Here is a 19901-nt window from a genome sequence, read left to right on the forward strand (position 1 = left end):
GTCTGAATACAAAATCGGGCGGTATGCTTTTTTTATTAATCGACATATTAGGAAAACCAATGGATATAAGAAAAGGAGTGAATTGTCATATGTGTAAAAGCATGAAAGAATTTTCAAGCATAGCAGAAACGCTTTACAATTTAGAGCAAAAAAAAGCAAGCAAGAAAAAAGAAGTCAATGCATTGGATGCAAAGATTAAAGCCTTAAAAAAAGAGACTGCTTCCTATATGAAGAAACGACGGAAAAGTGAAATTAATGTTTCTACTTATAATGTACGTTATTCTCCATACATGAAACCATTTTTTGATCATAAGGCATTCATCGAAAATGAAGAGGATGGTCAGAAACTTTATGAGAAGTACAAGAAAGAAACACCCGTAGAATTAATTACAATCAAAATCGCAAGTGTATGAATCACATAACCGCTTGTTACGATCTGATAACAGGCGGTATCCCCCAGATAGCAAAATTTATTTCTAATGTCAACTCAATTGACTTTAGAAAACTTGTATAATCTGGCTGCTGAAAAATCATATTTCAGTAGGTGTATTAAGTGCACCCAAAATTAAGGAGGATTCACAATGAGTTTCGAAATCAAGAGTTCAAAACTGTTTTGTAGCATAAACAATATCAAGCGGATGAAAATAATACCGCTTAACGATTTCAGCGTCAAGTATAAAGTTTTCCCGAAAGAAGAGTATGCACAGGCATTGCAAGACCATGTAAAGCCAGATGACAGAATCACATATTCCACTTTCAAAAACACGGAACTGCAAAACGTAAATGTGGTATCAATAGAAAAAACAGATTCTTCCTACCGCATGGTTATATTCATGAATGACCTTCTCAGTGAGCTTGAACATAGGTCTAGTGGTTCTTTTGGCTGTATGATTTCAGCAATTGAGTTGGTTCACCTGTTAAGCATGAATAAACGGGGAACCTTGCAATACAAGACGGTTCCTGGCAATAGACAGATCAACATGGACAACTATAACGTTGAAATGGGAAATAATGAAGTACTGATACAGAGAAAAGGCGAAACACTATCGATTGCACTTGATCACATCAGATGCATTCACGTAATACCTGATGGAATGCTGGATCTGATTAAGAAAATATCATGTATATTTATCACAATTACATACGATGACTACACAAATGTGTGTATAGATATTCCATTATAAGGGCTAAGATATTGCAGTAGTAGAACTACAATAATTGATTTGTGGAGGAAAAGATATGAATAAACAGCTAGGATATACAGTTGAGAATGAGTTAAAAGACTACAGAGGATACAAAATCCTTAAGGTAATTGACAACTATGGTTTATGCACACAAACAGTAACATACATGGCGGTAGACGAAGATGACAATGTGTGTAATTGTTCTAAAACATTGAAAGAATTAAAAACATGGATTGATATGATGCAGAAGAAATAAAATGAATCTTCTGACCACCGCACCCAGTCGGGAAACACCGGGAGAATTTAGTTACAATCTGAATGAAACTTTTACAAATCGAAGATACACTGAATTGGATATTTATAGGTATACCGGGAAATAAGTCACTATATAAATTTGATACGCAATCGGAGAACCATGACAGAAAGAGGGGTAATAATGAAAATTGTAGCCTTTAGAGTAATACCATTAGGAGGTTTTTATAGAGTAGTAGATTTTAATGGTACTGCGCTAATAGAGAGAAGAATAGGCAATAGCTATGATATATGCGGGGAGTGCTTACCCACAAAAGAAGCAATAGCAAAGCTAAAAGCGTTAGTGTTTGCTAAAGAAAATTAATTTTTTGAACAAGTAGCTATTGATTTGATAGGGATTTACATCAAAAAATGAGTTGTTAAGGGGGAATATATATGATCTTTATGACAGTGAATTATACGGAACAAGTGATTGAAGCAAACAGCGATAGCGGGAAAGAAACCCGTATGAGAATTACGCACATTGAATCAGATGAATTTGAGAATCTGGTAGCCAAATTACAGAAAATCATGCTAACTGACCAATTATGAAAGGTAGGGAATGACCATGACAATAGAACAATTCAATAAAGATATCGTAGAAGCGGGAAGACTGGTAAAGCGTGCGAGATACGCAAATGCACAACTGTCAGACGTGGAAGCCATGGAAGCTTTTGACAAGCTGGAGGACTACTGTAATCAGTTGGTAGGGACATGGGGGATGGCAAGCGACAGAATACAGAGTCTTGCAATATGGGCGAGTGAGACGCTAACAGGCATCTGAAAGACAGGCGGTGACGGTATAGCCGTGGGAAATTCAGTTTTCCGCCGTACTTTATAAATAAAATCAAAGGAGGGACTTAAATAAGGTTTTTAAAAGGTTCTATTAGAACCCTTCAAAATTTCAGCAAACAGCATGAGATTGTATCAGAATCAAATAGGTGTTTTCGATCCACGAAAAGGTGGAGCCAAACTGACAGGACATAAAATCATTAACATAAAGGAGGATTCTTAGGTATGGGAGATTTAGTAATCGTAAACGGATGTGATGTTTTCACAGATAGTTTGGTGATTGCAGATGGTACTGGGAATGCACATCGAAGTGTTCTTAAACTGATCAATAAACATTCAGAATATTTCACTGAATTTGGCGAATTGACATACCACTTGAAGTGGTCTGATAATTCAAGAAATAGTCAGACATCAGTATGCAGCTTGAACGAAACACAAGCAACTTTCTTGATGACGCTATTTGGCAACAGTCCGATTGTCGTTAAATTTAAAATGGAACTTGTAAAACAGTTTTATATCATGAGACAGCTGCTTTTACAGAAGCAGACACCCATCTGGCAAGACACGAGATCATTATCTAAACAGATTAGGAAGAAAGAAACAGATACCATCAAATCATTCATTGACTATGCCAAAGCAAGCGGAAGTACCCACTCTGAACGGTATTATACCATATTAACAAGGCTTGCGGATAAAACGTCAGGCATTATGAATGGACAGAGAGACAGCGCCACACTTGAACAGCTTAATACCCTGTGCATGGCGGAGAATATCATAGAACGGTGTATCATTGACGGAATCAGCAAGCAGACAGAGTATAAGCAAATATATCAGGCTTGCAAGGAGCGGTTAGCACAATTCAGCGCTATTGCGTTTCTGGCAGGATGACAACAAACATATTAAGGAGGATTACATAATGAATTTTAAAACAGCATACGGAACCATGAGTTTAGGAGAAATAGATCTGAATGACTTACAAATTGAGACAGGCGAAGAAAGTGTAATGACATTTTTTGAGGTACAGCGAGTATCTACAGACCTGATGCAAAAAATACAGGAAGCAATTGAGATAAGGAAAAAGGAATTTACCAAGGAAGTAAGAGGAAAATTTGGAGATTGGAGTGATAGAGAAGTTGTTATAGACTCCATGTTCCTGATGATCCGCACATACAAGAAGAAACTTCAGTATGAAATGATGGTCAATTTCTTTGATCAGGATGACAGGATACGTGAGACAGAGGTTTTTGTGTCGGTTGATTTGTCTGAATACGAAAATGAACTGAAAAAAAGCATGATTAAAGCAATGATTGACAAATTTTTCTAGGGAGGGAATTATCATGAAGATGAAAACAGAGATCGGAACATTAAACTTAGGGGAAATCAATTTGAATGAATTGGAATTAGATAATCAGCGTATATCAATTTTCCTAGTAATTAAGGAAGTATCAGAGGAACTAATGAGCAAAATATTAGTAGCAGCAGAAGCGCAAAAGAACAAATATGATCAGGAAATCATTAATAGGATCGGTGAATGGAGTGATGAGGGGATCAGTATTGAAATAATGTTCCTTTCAATTGAAATGAAGAACAAGAAAATTACATATCAGATAGTTGCTGATTTTTATGATAATGGCAAAAGATGTCGAGAGTCAACAGTCAGTCTACCTGTAAATTTATCAACGTATGATGCAGAGTTAAAGAAAATGTTTTTAAAAGAGGTTATAGACCAATTTTTCTAGGAAGGGATAAGCAATGAAAAAGGAAACAGTTATTTTTGCAGAAACAGTAAACCGAGGAGAAATAAGTTGTATAGGCAAATCTGTTCTGAATACACCCGCAACTCAAAACAAATCAGGGGGCGGAATAAAATGGTTCCCTGATACCTACAAAAGCGATAGAAAGTAAAGGAGGAAACAGTCATGTTGATTAAAATAAGTAGCATTAGAATACCGGAAATTTTTTATAGAAAGCCACCAAGACAGGTAAAGATAGAAGAGCACATGCAGTATTTTAATGAGCATGGCTGTTTCCAGAAACCTGTTACTATAACACAGCGAGGTCTGTTGACAGATGGATTTATCAATTATCTATTAGCATGTGAAATGGGAATGGATTCTGTCGAGTGTACGATCAACACAGAGGTGGTCAGCCGCCGTTTTGGGAAGAATAAACGCATACACAACAAAGATTACAAGCGTAGGGTATTATACACAAGACAGGGCGGACTATGCGCCTGCTGCGGAAAGCAACTACATATAGATCCGGATGGAGATAAAGCAACCTATATGACACTTGATCATATCTTCCCACTGTCACGGGGAGGTATCAGTTCAATGGATAATCTACAGGGTGTATGCCGTAAATGCAATGAGGAAAAAGGAAATCAGATAGATGATGACATCATTGAGTATGCAATGAAGACAGCTTTCGCTTGACACCCCAGAAAGGAGAAGAGAATGGTTAGATCACTTCTTATAAAAAAGGTTGATTACGGATAGTGGTATCTATGGCTGTTCGATGCACATTGACAATTTCATATAGAATTCAGCGTAGAATTGATAATTAAAGGAATAAACGTTGAACGAATCGTTCACCGTCATAAGCATATCATTATATAAATATGGAGGAAATACCAATGCAACCAGTTATTTCAAAAGAGTTATTCGTTGAGTATTTGAGTCATGTTCAGGAAACGCAAGATTTTCAGATAAAGCTGAATAGCGTCAATCAAAGTTTGCAAAATGAAGAAGATTATTACCCGGACTGTACGAACACGGTTTTAAACTTGCTACATATCTTATGGGGATCAGCAGATGAAGAGGAGTTAATCAGCTACTTTGTGTATCAGGCGGATTTTGGACGGAAAAAGGATTGTTTTATGTTCCAGGATGCAGCAGGAAACAGCATTGAATTGTCAACGGCAGAAAAGCTATTTGATTTATTGACAAGCAAAATGGTCAGGCAAAGAAAAATTCTTGACAGCCGAGTGCAGTTCATGCTAGAATTAAAAAATATATAGAAAGACACGCATAGAGGATAATAAATATTCTACGTGCAGCTAACGTACCTTGATAAATGAATATGGTGAAGTGAATGCATAATACAGGGAGAGTTTTCCCTTTATTAAGTATATTCATACCATGCTCAGGTTAGCTGCTGATACGTGTAATACGTTGAGGTGGCTTTTTTATTTGAAGAAATGCAAGAAATTCGACAATTCAGTATTGACAAACAGAAAAATGAGAGGTAATATTATAAAATACGAACAAAAAACAAACAAATGTTCGAGAAAAATTCATCAAATTACATAAAAAAAGCCAATGTAGGTGCTACCAACACCAGAACATCAGCTTTTTAGTTGAGCGCTACCAACACTCAAAGTAATTTAGAATGCACTGACCTAAAAAGAAACAGCGCTATACAAAATCTTTCACAAAAACTATAGCACAAAATTCTTTTTAGGTCAACGGGTAATCAACCCAAAATATTCCAATCAGTTTAGGCAGGTGTAATTTTTATACCAAAAATGAACTTTGAAAATAGAATATGAAGTAAGAAAAGGAGATCAATTTGAGAAGAGTGCAAAAAAATAGCAGTAAAATGCAAAAAGGTACAGTGAAATGGTTCTGCAATATACGGAATTATGGATTCATACAATCAAATTCAGGGCAAAGCTATTTCTTCCATCGAAGCGACATAATCAGACAGCATGGGGCAAGAAAAGCAGCAGCAGGAAACCCGTGTGTTTTTTATCCCTATCCAGAATCGGGAAAACCAGACCGGGCTGTGAACGTGCTAATTGAAGTCTCGCCTAATGTAAATGGATCAACTAAGTATTGCTAAAGGATAATTAGTCAGAATTGATACTTAACAATGATTTAAACATGCATCTTAGTTTAGGAAAAGTCAAAGGAGGATAACAAAATGGAAGTAGTGCAAAGTAATAAGCAGAAAACGCAAAAAGGTAAGATACTCTGGTATGATCCTGGGAAAGGGTATGGATACATAAGAACCAAGGAAAAGGAAAAGTTTTTCTTCCATGCTAATGATACCGTACAAAGATACAACAACATCCAAAAAGGACACAAAGTCACATTTGAATTTGCATCATCAAACAAGCATCCGGTTTACGCAGTCAATGTAGCCCGGGAATATAATCCCGAAAACAAAAGAACATTCACACCTCACAACGAAAGGAAAAAGAAAAATGAAAAGTAGAACAGCAGGAACATTTATTGAGAGATCACAGTTTATCGACAGGACTGGGATATTTGTCAGCCCGATTATGTACGACATGATCAAGAAAGAATTTGCCGATCAGAGTTTATCTGAAGAAGAGTTTCTAAAAAAGTGGAAAGCGGATAATGAGAATTCGATAATTGAAATGAGTATCGATGACGGCATTCATTGTCTGTTTACTGACTATGATTTAACTGGATTGGATAGGTTAGATATAAATTGTGAGGAACGCCGAGCAGTGGAAATTATAGATGATCTTCTTGTGGAAAACTGGAAGCTGCAGCAGGAATCAGAAAAAATGGCAGAGGTATTAAAGAAATCACAGGAAACAGTAAAGAAAGCAATAGGTGCTTACCAAAGCATGTTGGAAATTGTGGCAGAAAAAATAAACAGCATTAACACTCATTGCGAATAGTAGAGGTTCTAGGGGTGCACAAATCTGTGACACCCTTAGAGGAACACTTATTAGATTAACATAGTGCAAAATTTTGCACAAGGTTGCTCCTACAAGCATATTCGTTTTAGACACTTATTATTTTTTATCCAGTGAAGAACATATGTTTTGAATACGAGAAATTTTTAGATCTTAAGGAGGTAGTAATGGAAAATAAGAAACAAGGAAATCTAAAGGAGAAAACTGCATTTCCGATATATAATCAAAAACTTGCTGGTTTTTTAATGATGCAGGGCTTTGTGCTGATGGGGATGGCTGAGAATGAAAAGTATAAAAATAAGAATGTGTTTTACTTCATGGAGTCGGACAAGATAAGACATTGTATTCAAATCTATTTTGGTAATCAAGGCAAACAAATGTAGAAACAAATTAAATTAGCACTGTAACAGATAAATGCAAGAACAGAGGAGGATTTACATATCGAAAACCACACAATAAATCATTTTGAACAACTAGATTATCATACATTTGAGGATATCAGGGAACAGATCTTTCCTAATATTAAGTTTCACCAGAAACAGCTTGATTTCTTCCGCTTCTTTTTTGAAGTACTTCAGACTGAGAATTGCACTGACTACGTGTCCTGTTTGCCAGCAAGATGCGGTATTGGGAAAAGTTCATTTTTACAGGTGCTTATCCAGCAATGTATTCAGAATAAAAGCCAGGATCAGAATGAACCAATCGGACTGATTATTGTGACAGATTCAATTTCCCGGCTGGAAGGTTATGTGTCCAATGCAAGGCAGATCGTGACCGATGACGAAAAGGAAATGGAACAGTTTTACCTCAGAAATAAAAAGAACATAGCCATTTTAAAGTCTGGCAAGGATTTCAAAGAACAGGTAATTCAGCAGAGCAATAAACCTGTATTGCTTATGAGTACCCAGAGATATTTCATGCTGGATACGAAAACGCTTCAAACGTTCCATCATTTCTATATGAATGGAGAGAGACATTTACGCAGCAGGATCATTTTTGATGAGAAACCATATTTCAGCCAACAGTTAGAACTTAGCGTGAAGAATTTGAATGACATTGATACAGCACTGAAAATGGGGCTTGACGATACCGTAGCAGATAAAGACTGGATTATTCGTGAGTTTAATATTTTCAGCCAGCGTATTCAGGATGAAATGATACAGATGGAGAAAAAGCGGGATACTCAATTTTTCTTGTACTGGAGTGACACCAGAACGAAGTCGATGACCAGTAATGATGAATTGTTTTTCCAGATCATCAATGATAATAAGGACAAGGTCATAGAAAAATATAACAGTGCCTGTGTTGACTTGCTAGGATTCCAACAGTTAGCGCAGGATGGAGGTATTTTCACCTGTAGCAAGAAAAGAAATGGCAGTTATGATAAGAAATTTGTGATCTCGGTTGACCATAAAGAGAAATTCTTCTTAAGTGGTGACATTAAAATGTTTGTACTGGATGCCACATGTAACATAGATCCATGCTATGAACTGGATTACGTCAAACTTATTCACTGTGAGCAGTTCAGTGTACCGTTAAACCTGACAATTACCAATTGCAATGTTACAACATCGAAAAATGCGTTGTGCAATAAAAGCCAGAAATCCAAGTCATATACAGATGCCATTGCCCAATATTTAAAAAGAACAGCAGATGACTATCGCAATATGCTAGTTTTGTCTTACTCAGAAATTATCAACAGATTCAAAGAAGATTTTATTTTCATTGCGCACCTCGGAAATACGAAAGGTTTTAATGATTATAAGGACTTGCAGGAAATGGCACACATAGGTTTAAACCGTTTTTCCCAGCTTGCATATTTCTTTATGTACTGTTCTTCAGAACCTAAAATCATGGAAGACGTGAAGAAAAAGACCCAGGATCAAAGCTTGCAGTACTTTGACAATCTTTTTAGGGATTCAGCAATACTTAATGACATCATGTACACATCTATTCTGGCAGACTTTGAACAAAACATCTTCAGATTAGCCATAAGAAATATGAACAGCAAAGAACCAGTGCATGTATGGGCTTTTTATAACAACGAAGATAATGGAAGACAATTTTCTGCACTGTCAGCGATTATGAGAATGCGATATTTACACTTAGGTGTACAATTCGAATATGAAGAAGAGCCACCTGAAATATCTGTGGCAAGGGTTAAAGTAAGAAAGCCAAAGAGTGGTAAAGATATAACAAATCCACAAAAAATTATTAAATGGTGTGAAGAACAACCTATAGGTAAGATTTTCAAAATATCAAATATGTTAGAAGAAACGGGATTAACACAAATACAATACAAAAAGATAAAGTATAAGTCACCAGTTATTAAAGCAATGTTTGAATCAATGAAAACAGAAAAAAGAGGCTATTACAAAAAAGCACTATAAAGGTCCCCTATCCTCTAATATAAAAAATTAATAGAGATTTGGGGTCTATAAATAAAATAGATCGTTCATCAGCTCCTAAAGCTGGTGGACGAAAGAGTAGAATCTTGATTCTGCGACATTCATTATAAGGAGGATAAGATAGGTGAATTATTATGTTTATAGGTTCTTGAATGAAGATGGTGAAATTTTGTATATTGGCAGAACTACTAATTTATTTCAATGTATTCAGACGCAATCCGCATGGTGCAAAAAAGCGCTATTGGAAGAAAAGAATAAAATTGAATATATCAAATTTACATCCGAGGCAGATATGGAGGTATTCGCTTTATATTTTATTAATAGATACAAGCCTAAATACAACGTTTCAAATAAATTTACAGGCGAATTAACATTTTACATAGATGAGTGCAATTGGTGTGAGTATATTAAGAGAACTCCGCTGGAGAAAATAATGAGCCGAAAGCCTAACAACGATGATGTGATGACAAATCCACAGAGAATACTTGAGTGGTGTAATAGGCAACCGAAAGAAAAAGTTTTTAAGATGACTGAATTGTTAAAAGAAACCGGATTAACACATAAGCAATTAGAAAAAATAAGATATAAGAAACCAGCAATCAAAAAAATGTTTAATCAGATGAAGACAGATAAAAAGGGCTATTACAAAATTAGTTAATTACTTTTATGGGGTAAACTCTAATACAAAATATATAAGAGAATACCCCACAAAAAATAGCTGTTATAACATAAGACCACAGGCAAGCTGTGATCCTGCTCCCCAGCTACATAAAGGTGGATTTGAAACTGTAAGTAGCAATAGCTGTGAAGCTCTATTATGTGTCGGTGGTGTAATTTCAACAGAATAAGCATAGGAGAACAAAAATGAATGATGTATACGATGAGTTAAGCTGTTTGAGAAAGGAAATTTCTATTGTGGCAGCAGGGTAACAGAAAGAATTAGAGTTCGGCAGTATAAAGTTCCAACGATAAAACGATTATGTGATGGAATGAGATTAGTTTTAGAGCATTTCACCGGATGTAAGATTGAGATCATATATTTGAAAACAACCTTGAGGTTTGACGTTTATGATGATATTGGGCTGTGTGCGTGTATGGTGTATCAGCACAGATTAAATGTATTACAGGTATATTTAAAGAGATTTGAGGACGGTCACATAGAAACTTATGATTTTGAACATGAAATAGTTTTGAAACACATAGAAAAGGAGAAACAAAATGACATATATTAAACCAGTACCAGCGAAAATAGAAGAGATAAAATTAAATGAGAAATATTTTACACCTAATTATGGTGGAGCGATTCAGGTAACTGTGGTTAAGATAAGCAATAACAGTGTTTTGGTTAAGACGAAAAAAGGCGATCCGTTCTCAAGAGAATTCCGGTACATATTCGATAATGCGAACGACTGTAAAAGAGCCTGTAGGGAATGGGAGGCGAGTAAAAAGAAACAGAAGCATAAAAAGAGAAAATAATGCAAGTGTTAGGTTGTCAGTAACCAGCTTACCAACCATGTGGTACAGCGCAATTTTACGCTCTATTAGTAGCATAGTCGTTGAAGAATATGGTTTCATGAAGTTTGCTAGTGGAAAATTTTCCACCTGCTGAAATATACCTGGACGGAGAGAGACCCCATACTTTACGTACAGGGCTGAGTTATGAAAAAGAGAAAATCTATGTAATCCAATATTGTTGGGATTTGTTAGTTGAAGCACAACGGCAGTCCACTTGATGTATTACTGAGGCGATAGTTCGCTTGAGTGATTCTGTGAAACCGCTGTTCTTCATTTGATGCTATTAGTATACCGAAGATTTGTGTCCATACTGTGGCAAACAGATAAAGCATTTATGAAAAAGCTTGCGATTCTATTAAGAAAAGCATATGGAAATAGCGAATATTGGAAATAAATAGTTTACCAGTCAGGATGATGACATACTTTGAAAGTGATATTTCATGTTGGTAGTGCAAAATTTTGCCTCACCGTATACGGTATTATTTGCGAGGTCCTTTCGAACCTGACAAAATTCTGTTAAAAGATAAGTTAAGTAAATGTAAATTATTTGATGATTTAAATCAGAACGGAGGAATATTATTTTATGGCGAGAGAAAAGAAATGCTCATTTTGTGGAAACTCTGAAAAAGAGAATAAATTAATAGAGGGAGATACATCTTATGTATTCATATGTGAAACCTGCATACAGAACGCTCATGATCAATTATTGGAAAAGAGCCAACAAGAGAAAGATATGATAAATATACAGACGGTAAAACCCTCTATGATAAAGAAACACTTAGACTCATATGTGATTGCTCAGGATGATGCAAAAGAAACGTTGTCAGTGGCTGTTTACAACCACTATAAGAGATTACGAAATGAAACTGATGTCGAGTTACAGAAGAGCAATATTCTTATGATTGGTTCTACAGGAAGTGGAAAAACCTATATTGCCCAGACTATTGCTAAATTTATTGGTGTGCCATTTGCGATAGCTGATGCAACTTCACTGACTCAAGCAGGATACGTTGGAGATAATCCCGAGAATATTTTATTCAGATTGCTAGAAAATGCATCGTATGATGTAAAAAAGGCGGAACAAGGCATTATCTATATAGACGAAATAGACAAATTAAAACGTGTGGGCGAGAATACTTCTACAACAAGAGATGTTTCTGGTGAGGGGGTACAACAGGCACTGCTGAAAATCATAGAAGGCTCAGTAGTGGATGTTCCTATGGGAAGTGGGAAATTTTCTGGTGTCGAATGCATTAAGATTGATACTAGCAATATCTTGTTTATTTGCGGTGGGGCATTTGAGGGATTATCTGAAACAACCGCCAAACCAGAACCGAAAAAAGCTATCGGGTTCAATACTCAAGATATAGAGGTTGACATTAAGGAAAGCATGAATACTATTGAACCATCAGATGTTATAAAGTTTGGCATGAGTCCTGAATTTGTGGGTAGGCTTCCGATAATCACGACATTGAAGCCACTTACCAAAGATGATTTGAAACGGATATTAATAGAGCCTAAAAATGCATTGATCAAACAATATCAGACATTGATGTCAATGGATGGAGTGAATTTAGAGTTTACGGAAAGTGCATTGAACAGAATTGCGGAACTGGCAATCATAAAAAACACCGGGGCTAGAGGTTTGCGTTCAATATTAGAGAAATCCATGCAGAAGATTATGTATAGAATACCTGATATGGATAACCTGAATGATGCAAAAGCGATTATAAATGAAGATGCAATTGATGGAAAAACGAATGTAATTATAAAAAAGGGAAAAAACAAAAAATTAGCAGCATGCTAGAGGAGGAAAAAATATGGGAAAAAGATTCAAGATTCACGGGGATAACAGCACAAATCAATCACAGGAGAAAATTAATAATGATAAAGTGTTTAGCAATAAAAGTGATCTATATTTAAGCGCATACATGAAATTGTTAAACAGTTTAAAGGAATACAAAAAGACGGTAAGAACTATGAGCGATTTTAACGACTATATTAAAAAGATGGTTTTTTATGGAGTAAAATACATAAATTATTATCATGATGAAAATCCTGAGAAAATAGGTACTAAGAGGTATCTTGACAAAGAAAGAACAGAAGCAGAATATGAATTTATTGACGGTATTATCTATCTTTTGGGGTTGATGACTCCTGGAGATATTGTACAGCTATTTCCGCCAGATAAGGTATATGATGGAGCGAAATATTTTGAGAAAGATTATTTCACTACGATGTCAGAGGTAAATAAATACGATGCTGATCAGTTATTAGGAAAAGAGAATGTGAAAAACCTATTGTGGGATTACAAGCAGTACGATTTATTCAAATTTCAGTTGAACTGGATGACCGTTGTAGATGATTTGTGCAAATGTAACGGAAAAAAAGGACTGGCTGGATTTTTTGAAGATGCCGGATTGACTACATTTTCAATGAACGACGATTTTATGGTCAACAACGTGACGGGTGAAATTATTCCAATAGAGAAAAGTAGTTTAAGAATTATAGAACCCGATGAATAGATCAACTTAAAATTTAATATAGAAGACGCTTTTTATTTTTTACCTTTATCAAGAACATATATTCGAGGGAGGGATTAGACATGGTAGAACTATTGCAACATAATCAAGAAACGTATCAGGAAATACAGCAAATATTCAAAACAAAAAACAGAGCATGTGTCGTTCAGCCAACAGGCAGCGGGAAAAGCTATCTTATGCTGAAGCTGTTAGAGGATTATTCTGATAAAAAGACATTGATCATTCAGCCACAGAGATATATCATAGAACAATTTAAAAGCTCTATGCCGTGGGAGATGGAAAAAATTGATGTCCAGTTTTTAACTTATAGCAAGCTTTCTAATTTAGATAATCAAGAAATTGAAAGTATTAAACCAGATCTTATTCTTATTGATGAGATGCATCGTGCGGGTGCGAAGAAATGGCAGACAGGTGTAAAGAAATTGCTTAATACATATCCAAATGCTAAAACTCTGGGATTATCGGCTACCCCTATTAGGTATTTGGATGGCAGCAGGAATATGGCAGAAGAGTTGTTTGACGGGAATATGGCTTGTGATATGAGCTTATCAGGCTCTATTATACGTAGAATTTTACCTTTACCCCGGTATATCAGTGCTCTATACACATTCGATAATGAAGTTGCCAAAACTAGCACGAAAATCGCTCAGAGCCACAACTCGGAAGAAGATAAAGCAAAATTGCTTGATCAGGTTGCGGAACTAAAAAAACGTTTGGATATGGCTAGTGGTGTGTCGGTTATTTTGAGGAAATATCTAACAGGTATTAGTGGAAAGTTCATTGTGTTTTGTAGAGATATAAATCACTTGGAGGAAATGAGATCAGTTGTAAAACAATGGTTTTTAGATGCTGGATTTAGTGATACTAAAATATATGCCGTACATTCTAAGAATCATAGCAAAGACAAGGACTTTAAGACATTTAAAGAAGACAACAGCGATTGCATTCGATTATGTCTTGCCGTGGGTATGCTTAACGAAGGTATACATGATATTGACGGTGTAATTTTATTAAGAAACACCATATCACCCAATTTATATTATCAGCAAATCGGCAGGGCATTATCATGCGATGGGCAATTGACTCCGATTATCTTTGATCTGGTCGCTAACGCACAGTCGTTAGAGGAATGTAATTTAAAGAGCGATCTGGCTGAGAGAATAAAGCGAGAACAGTCAGATAATAAGGACTTTATAAATGATTTTAACCTGGATAGTTTTTTTATACTCGATGAAGTAATTGATGCTGTTAATCAGTTTAAGGATATCGAAGGTCGGCTGATAGGTGGATTTGAGTATGGTTTAAAGAGACTTAGTGAATATATAAAGGAACATGGGGATGCATTAGTCCCAAGGGAATATGTATGCTCTGATGGATTTGCTCTGGGAAACTGGACTGCCAATAAAAGAAAAGAGCACAAAAATAAACTATTATCTACTCAGAAGACTAAGGAATTGGAAAATAGAGGATTTTGTTGGAGTGTTCAAGATATCAGGTTTAAAGAACGGATAGCACAAGTGATATGTTTCGCTGAAAAACGTAAGAAGCTCCCAAGCTCTTGCTCCAAAGACGATTATGAGAGGAAACTTGGTGCGTTTCTCGCAACCCAGAAAAATGAAAAGAAGAAAAAAGGAAAGGGCTACCCTCAGTGGAAAATTAAATTATTGGAATCAATTGAGGGGTTTACGTGGGAACTTGAAAGCTTCAAGACCTTCTATGACTTATTAGTCGGGTATAAAAGTGAGAATGGTAATTTGAATATAAAGTGGGAAGAGAATTGGGGGGAATATAAAATAGGGCAAATGCTAAGATACTGGAAACAAAAATACAAGCATGGAAAAATACCAGACGATAGACTAATGAAACTCAAAAAATTGGGGCTTAAATTAGAAGGTCATACAGATTCACTATGGAATGAAAGACTGGAACTAATAGGATTACTAGCGAATAAAGAAGTAAAGGTAAAAAGTGACGGGGAATATTCATCATTATATTATTACATCACCAAAACCATTAAAAACAATCCGGAAAAATTAACCCAAGAGGAGAGAAAAAATGTAGAGGCTGTAATAGGTTGTGATATTGATGAGATTGGGAACCGCGTTATAAAAAGAAAAATCGAAGTATTTAATGATGAGGGCAATTATGTGGAAACGTATGATTCGTATCAGGCAGCCAAAAGAAAACTTTCTCAAAGGTTTGACATCAAATTTAACGAGGGTTCTATAGGACGAGTATGTAAGGGGATACAAAAACAACACAATGGATTTACATTCAAATACGTTAATGAAGACACACCATTGAAAGCTGATAGAAATTAATATTGCTAACCAACAATAAATAATATCAATTAAAGGGGGACTCAATTATAAGCCGAGAAGTAGAGACACAAACGATTAGAATCAACAAAATGATCAAAACAGAAGCTGGTAAAATTGAAAATAAAATTAAACTTTCAGCTGCTGATGATACATTCACAAGAAATCTGTCCAGCGAAAGTGAACTGCATAGAATACTTATTCACTTATCAGGGAAACACAAATACAACAAGAGCGGGTACGAGAGAGTACCCTACTTGTTTACCTTAGATGTTGGAAAAGATAAGAAACGTTATCAAAGTCTGATAAATAATCAGGGTAAAGTAGACCTTATTATAGAAGAATTAGAAGAGAGCGGTAAAATAAAGCAGATAACGAAAGAATATGCTTCTACCTTTTGCGGAGCAGGACATTCACGAACCCAGAAGAATTTGTTTGTTGAAACACATATCATCGATAAAATGAACGACATCCTGCTATGTGGTATGCCAAAAGATCTGATCTATGACCGCCCTTCTAAATGGAATGCATACTACGCAATGGTGACAACGGACAGCACGCCTGTAAGTTATATGCCTAATATTGTAGTAATCGATGATTTTGAAAAAAATGTTACGGATACCGTAGATATTGTTGAAGTTCTGGAAGACAACGATAAAAAAAGATATAAGGTTGTAGAGCCCAGAACAGAAAATATTAATATCATGCCGTTTGATGGCAGCGGGCTGGTTACGCCCCAGTGTGCTGCACGTTGGGCTATAGAGTTAGGGTGCAGGACAAAAAAGAAAAATGAGAAGGGGGTTCACCCCGGATATCTGCCTTCCTGTTTTCAATTTCGGGCAATACCGGGAATAAAAGGTGAACTCATGGTCTTTGACCTTAAAGATTTTGCAAAGAAGCGTAAAGTATCCAAAATTACAGACCTGGGAGGGAGAGAGTGGGATATCTTTAAAGATCATATAGACGTTATTCTCACAAAGTCCCAGTTTAAATTTCATAAGCAGTTTATGACAGATGGAAAATTTGATTATTGGCTGTGGCGGAATGAATTTGATAAACAATATCACGGATACAAAAGAACTTTCAATGTGGTTTCCTACGCAGAACATCCAGGAGACTTAAAAGAGGACACTATGCTGAGTTATCAACCGTTACAATCCGTTCGTTTTTCCAACGAAGAAATTGAGGAAATCAGCACAAAAGGATTAGATCTGTATGATAAGGTCACTTCCAACCCGGAAGAGTTTCTGAAATACAGACGGTTGATAAAAGATGCTGATAACGATGAGGTTGAAATAACGATAGACAGACACACTCCGCCTTACTATGTGGCATTGCTGAAAGACAAAAGCTTATATAACGATACATATGTCAAATCAAAAATTGATGCAGACCTTAAAAAGTTAAAAAACAATCTCTTATCTGGAAAACAGATTGTAAGGGGTAACTACCAGGTGTTCATGCCAGATGTTTATGGTCTTGCTGAGTATGCTTTTGGCTTAGACCCTAAAGGGCTGTTACATAAGCCTTTTTATGTATATTCAAATTGGTGGAATCAAAAAGGGATAAAAGAGGTAGATATTATAAGGAACCCCGCCATAGGCATGGAGCACCGCATCGGATATATTCAGAATGAAGATGCCATTCAATATTGGTATAAATATCTGACAACAGGTATTGTAACCAGCATGTATGATACTCTGGCATTAGCTCTGAATGGTGCAGATTTCGACGGAGATACCGTTTGTACAACAGATAACAAGTCCTTGCTCAGTTCTGTTAAGCGGGAGATAGAAGCTGGTCATGGCAGATTAGTATTTAAGGATGATAAAATAAATAAGGAAACTGCTTGTAATGGTGTAAGTATTACAGATAGGGCTGCATTAATGCAAGTCAATGCGTTGTCATTCAAAAATTCCATCGGGACTGTCATTGATAAAATTACTAATCTTTGGACTCTGATTGATACAAATGAAAATAGAGTAAGGGATTTTATTAAAATAGGGACAATTGTGGGGGCAGAAACGATTGATTTTGCTAAAACAGGAGAAAATGCCGTTTTACCAAGGGAAATTATCAATTTTCTAGGAGGAAAGGGGAAAGGTTACTGGATGAGGTATCTGCATAAAAATGAAAGCATTGCTAAGAATGAAGAAAAATCGTTATCAGTGGCACGTAATCTCAAAAAACCTCCGGTAACAATCAATAAACTAAAGAAATTCCAGAACTATGATTGTAATATGAACCGCTTGTGTCATTATGCAGAGCAACAGATATTAAATATGGATTTAGAGATGTCTCCAAGCTGTGCTGCCGAAATTTTTGATCACAGAACGTTATTAAAAAGTGTGCCGATTATAAATAGGAAGGTATACCGCAAGCTTGTTGAGTGCCACAATAAATATCAAGTACTGTCTGCGAAGTATAGGCAGGAAAATTTAAAGTCGGAGAGACATCGTAAAGAAGCCCGTGAAAATTTTCGCTGGTTTTATGCAGAGACGAGAACGGAGCTTATGTTTATAGAGCAGGATATAGATAGATTATTAGATATGTTGATTGTAATATACTATGGTGACAAGCACAATGGAAACAAATTTCTTTTTCTGCAAAGGGATATTCTTTGGAATGCTTTTCCCTGGGAGATGGTAAAGAGATGTTCAAAGCTTGAATTAAAAAAAATAGATACAGGTAAATTAGAAGAAAGACATCGTAAAAACGTAGCATTTGTAAAGAAGAAACAAAGAGAAATGTACAATAAAAACAGAGTAGAACTACACTATTTTGACAGGCTATTTGGTGACCGTTCTGTTATCATTACAAAAAATGACCGATCCCACATCAATAAAATCATCGATAAATATTACAAAACGAGTAAAGTAACCAGAAGAGAAAATTGTTATAAGTTGAAACGGATATTAACCATACTTATTTTTTTAAGCAGAAAATGCGAGGGGCATGGTAGAAAAGCAATTGTTGTACGGGATGAGAACGGTAAAATGATTAAAGATGGAAACGGTAAGAATATAAAAAAAATAGTAGAAACCCGTAATTCCCATTGGTTCAAAAAATATAATAATACTCCAAATCAGCTTACTTATCTGGCGTTAGAAAAATTAAGTGGAGTGAATCATAAATATATGGAGACAACTATAAAATTGCTGGAAGAACAAAAAATATTGCAAACAAAAGTATATCCAGATGGAAGTCTGGGGATCAAAGTCTTATTCCAATATTATGAAGGAGATGTATGGATCAGCGATCATGACTATAATAAGGCAGGAACGAAGATACGGGATTATTTTAGAAAAGCATGTTCGTGAAATCTGCACAAAAAATCATAGCATTGACGCAGAAAATTAAGGATTTGTGTAAAAAAGTGCCATATGTATGTAGGACTCAGGGAGTAGCTTTCCCCGGAGATGTCCAATAAAAACAGCCCAGTGCATTGATTTGCGGAGTGTATTGGGCTGTTAAATTATGATAAAAAATAAAATTTGAGAGGAGTAATCATCATGGTTAAGTTATCACAGGAAGAGGTAAGAGAGAGGTATATTCAGCGGTTAATTAGAGAGAAACAAATCTATATATCGGAAGTAACCGGAATACCTTCAACTGTATTAAGCAATTTTAAAAGAGGTTTGGATTTATGGGAGTCGAGCCTTGAAGTACTCAATAGCTATTTAAACGGTGAACTAGATTAGCAGTCCTATTTATTTATAACTAAATTTAATGAAGGAGATTATAAGATGAAGTATACAAAAAATAATGCAAAGATCGGTGATTTACTTATGATAGAAACTGGAAAAGACCAGGTTGAGGGTGCTGTATTTGGAGTTCTTAAAGAGATCGGGATTGAAATTCATGAGAATAAACCAACTGCCTATTACTACATATCTTATACAGACGATAGCAGTGCTAAAATATCAGAGAATGAAATATTCAATATGAAAATATTCAACTGTGAGATGTTTAGCGATAGATTTCAGAATATTATGGAGAATCATAATGTTACATATAAAAACGATTATAGTGAAAGGGATATCGTAAATATAGTACTTGAAAAATGGAGTTGTTTTAGCGAAGGCGAAAAGACGGACTTACTCGAATTGCTTTATAATCAAGAGTATTTGGTATATGTCTTGAATGCCATATTAAATAAGGAAATAATCAATTAAAAA

24 protein-coding genes are annotated in these 19901 nt (G+C 35.6%); all 24 read left to right on the plus strand.

Annotated elements, in window-relative coordinates:
• Positions 1 to 101: 101 nt before the first annotated feature.
• The 24 genes from QR40_RS15515 (at position 102) to QR40_RS15625 (ending at position 19898) form a co-directional block, all read left to right on the plus strand.
• Positions 102 to 413, plus strand: coding sequence for a hypothetical protein (locus QR40_RS15515; RefSeq protein ID WP_156042904.1), 312 nt, complete (start codon positions 102 to 104; stop codon positions 411 to 413).
• A 168-nt stretch (positions 414 to 581) separates the two neighbouring features.
• Positions 582 to 1184 (plus strand): hypothetical protein, encoded by a 603-nt coding sequence (locus QR40_RS15520; RefSeq protein WP_027294281.1) that lies wholly within the window; start codon positions 582 to 584, stop codon positions 1182 to 1184.
• Positions 1185 to 1239: 55 nt separating this feature from the next.
• Positions 1240 to 1440: a hypothetical protein gene (locus QR40_RS15525; protein WP_027294280.1), complete on the plus strand. Its 201-nt coding sequence runs from the start codon at positions 1240 to 1242 to the stop codon at positions 1438 to 1440.
• 180 nt (positions 1441 to 1620) lie between these two features.
• Positions 1621 to 1800 carry a hypothetical protein gene (locus tag QR40_RS15530; RefSeq protein ID WP_027294279.1) on the plus strand — a complete coding sequence of 60 codons (180 nt, stop codon included), beginning with the start codon at positions 1621 to 1623 and terminating at the stop codon, positions 1798 to 1800.
• A gap of 71 nt (positions 1801 to 1871) precedes the next feature.
• Entirely contained in the window at positions 1872 to 2027 is a 156-nt protein-coding gene (locus tag QR40_RS31825; protein WP_156042903.1) for a hypothetical protein, read from the plus strand.
• 10 nt (positions 2028 to 2037) lie between these two features.
• Positions 2038 to 2259, plus strand: a complete 222-nt coding sequence (locus tag QR40_RS15535; RefSeq protein ID WP_152614221.1) for a hypothetical protein — start codon at positions 2038 to 2040, stop codon at positions 2257 to 2259.
• Positions 2260 to 2492: 233 nt separating this feature from the next.
• Positions 2493 to 3155: a Rha family transcriptional regulator gene (locus QR40_RS15540; protein WP_052377806.1), complete on the plus strand. Its 663-nt coding sequence runs from the start codon at positions 2493 to 2495 to the stop codon at positions 3153 to 3155.
• A gap of 28 nt (positions 3156 to 3183) precedes the next feature.
• Positions 3184 to 3591, plus strand: coding sequence for a hypothetical protein (locus QR40_RS15545; protein WP_027294277.1), 408 nt, complete (start codon positions 3184 to 3186; stop codon positions 3589 to 3591).
• 13 nt (positions 3592 to 3604) lie between these two features.
• Positions 3605 to 4006 (plus strand): hypothetical protein, encoded by a 402-nt coding sequence (locus QR40_RS15550; protein ID WP_027294276.1) that lies wholly within the window; start codon positions 3605 to 3607, stop codon positions 4004 to 4006.
• 13 nt (positions 4007 to 4019) lie between these two features.
• Entirely contained in the window at positions 4020 to 4172 is a 153-nt protein-coding gene (locus tag QR40_RS31830) for a hypothetical protein (protein ID WP_156042901.1), read from the plus strand.
• Positions 4173 to 4186: 14 nt separating this feature from the next.
• Positions 4187 to 4702 carry an HNH endonuclease gene (locus QR40_RS15555; protein ID WP_044289396.1) on the plus strand — a complete coding sequence of 172 codons (516 nt, stop codon included), beginning with the start codon at positions 4187 to 4189 and terminating at the stop codon, positions 4700 to 4702.
• 200 nt (positions 4703 to 4902) lie between these two features.
• A complete protein-coding gene (locus QR40_RS15560; RefSeq protein WP_027294275.1) occupies positions 4903 to 5286 on the plus strand; it encodes a hypothetical protein in 384 nt (127 codons plus the stop codon).
• A gap of 581 nt (positions 5287 to 5867) precedes the next feature.
• Positions 5868 to 6110, plus strand: a complete 243-nt coding sequence (locus QR40_RS33755; RefSeq protein ID WP_416389851.1) for a cold shock domain-containing protein — start codon at positions 5868 to 5870, stop codon at positions 6108 to 6110.
• An 81-nt stretch (positions 6111 to 6191) separates the two neighbouring features.
• A complete protein-coding gene (locus QR40_RS15565; RefSeq protein WP_044295925.1) occupies positions 6192 to 6485 on the plus strand; it encodes a cold-shock protein in 294 nt (97 codons plus the stop codon).
• Positions 6475 to 6921 carry a hypothetical protein gene (locus tag QR40_RS15570; RefSeq protein WP_027294273.1) on the plus strand — a complete coding sequence of 149 codons (447 nt, stop codon included), beginning with the start codon at positions 6475 to 6477 and terminating at the stop codon, positions 6919 to 6921. The genes QR40_RS15565 and QR40_RS15570 overlap by 11 nt, the downstream gene beginning before the upstream one ends.
• A gap of 185 nt (positions 6922 to 7106) precedes the next feature.
• On the plus strand, positions 7107 to 7322 hold the full coding sequence (locus tag QR40_RS15575; RefSeq protein ID WP_044289393.1) for a DUF5659 domain-containing protein: 216 nt from the start codon (positions 7107 to 7109) through the stop codon (positions 7320 to 7322).
• A gap of 267 nt (positions 7323 to 7589) precedes the next feature.
• Positions 7590 to 9329, plus strand: coding sequence for a hypothetical protein (locus QR40_RS15580; protein ID WP_027294272.1), 1740 nt, complete (start codon positions 7590 to 7592; stop codon positions 9327 to 9329).
• Between the two features lie 142 nt (positions 9330 to 9471).
• Complete coding sequence (locus tag QR40_RS15585) at positions 9472 to 10005, plus strand: GIY-YIG nuclease family protein (RefSeq protein WP_027294271.1); 534 nt, start codon at positions 9472 to 9474, stop codon at positions 10003 to 10005.
• A gap of 560 nt (positions 10006 to 10565) precedes the next feature.
• Positions 10566 to 10823, plus strand: a complete 258-nt coding sequence (locus tag QR40_RS15595; RefSeq protein WP_027294269.1) for a hypothetical protein — start codon at positions 10566 to 10568, stop codon at positions 10821 to 10823.
• Positions 10824 to 11445: 622 nt separating this feature from the next.
• Complete coding sequence (clpX, locus tag QR40_RS15600; RefSeq protein ID WP_027294268.1) at positions 11446 to 12669, plus strand: ATP-dependent Clp protease ATP-binding subunit ClpX; 1224 nt, start codon at positions 11446 to 11448, stop codon at positions 12667 to 12669.
• A 13-nt stretch (positions 12670 to 12682) separates the two neighbouring features.
• Complete coding sequence (locus QR40_RS15605) at positions 12683 to 13387, plus strand: hypothetical protein (protein ID WP_027294267.1); 705 nt, start codon at positions 12683 to 12685, stop codon at positions 13385 to 13387.
• Positions 13388 to 13467: 80 nt separating this feature from the next.
• Positions 13468 to 15726: a Helicase associated domain protein gene (locus QR40_RS15610; RefSeq protein WP_044295927.1), complete on the plus strand. Its 2259-nt coding sequence runs from the start codon at positions 13468 to 13470 to the stop codon at positions 15724 to 15726.
• A gap of 89 nt (positions 15727 to 15815) precedes the next feature.
• A complete protein-coding gene (locus QR40_RS15615; protein WP_044295928.1) occupies positions 15816 to 19043 on the plus strand; it encodes a hypothetical protein in 3228 nt (1075 codons plus the stop codon).
• A 426-nt stretch (positions 19044 to 19469) separates the two neighbouring features.
• Positions 19470 to 19898: a hypothetical protein gene (locus QR40_RS15625; RefSeq protein ID WP_027294263.1), complete on the plus strand. Its 429-nt coding sequence runs from the start codon at positions 19470 to 19472 to the stop codon at positions 19896 to 19898.
• The last annotated feature ends 3 nt before the right edge of the window (positions 19899 to 19901 follow it).

Origin of the sequence: Robinsoniella peoriensis, assembly GCF_000797495.1 — a bacterium.
GTDB classification, from domain to species: Bacteria; Bacillota; Clostridia; order Lachnospirales; family Lachnospiraceae; genus Robinsoniella; species Robinsoniella peoriensis.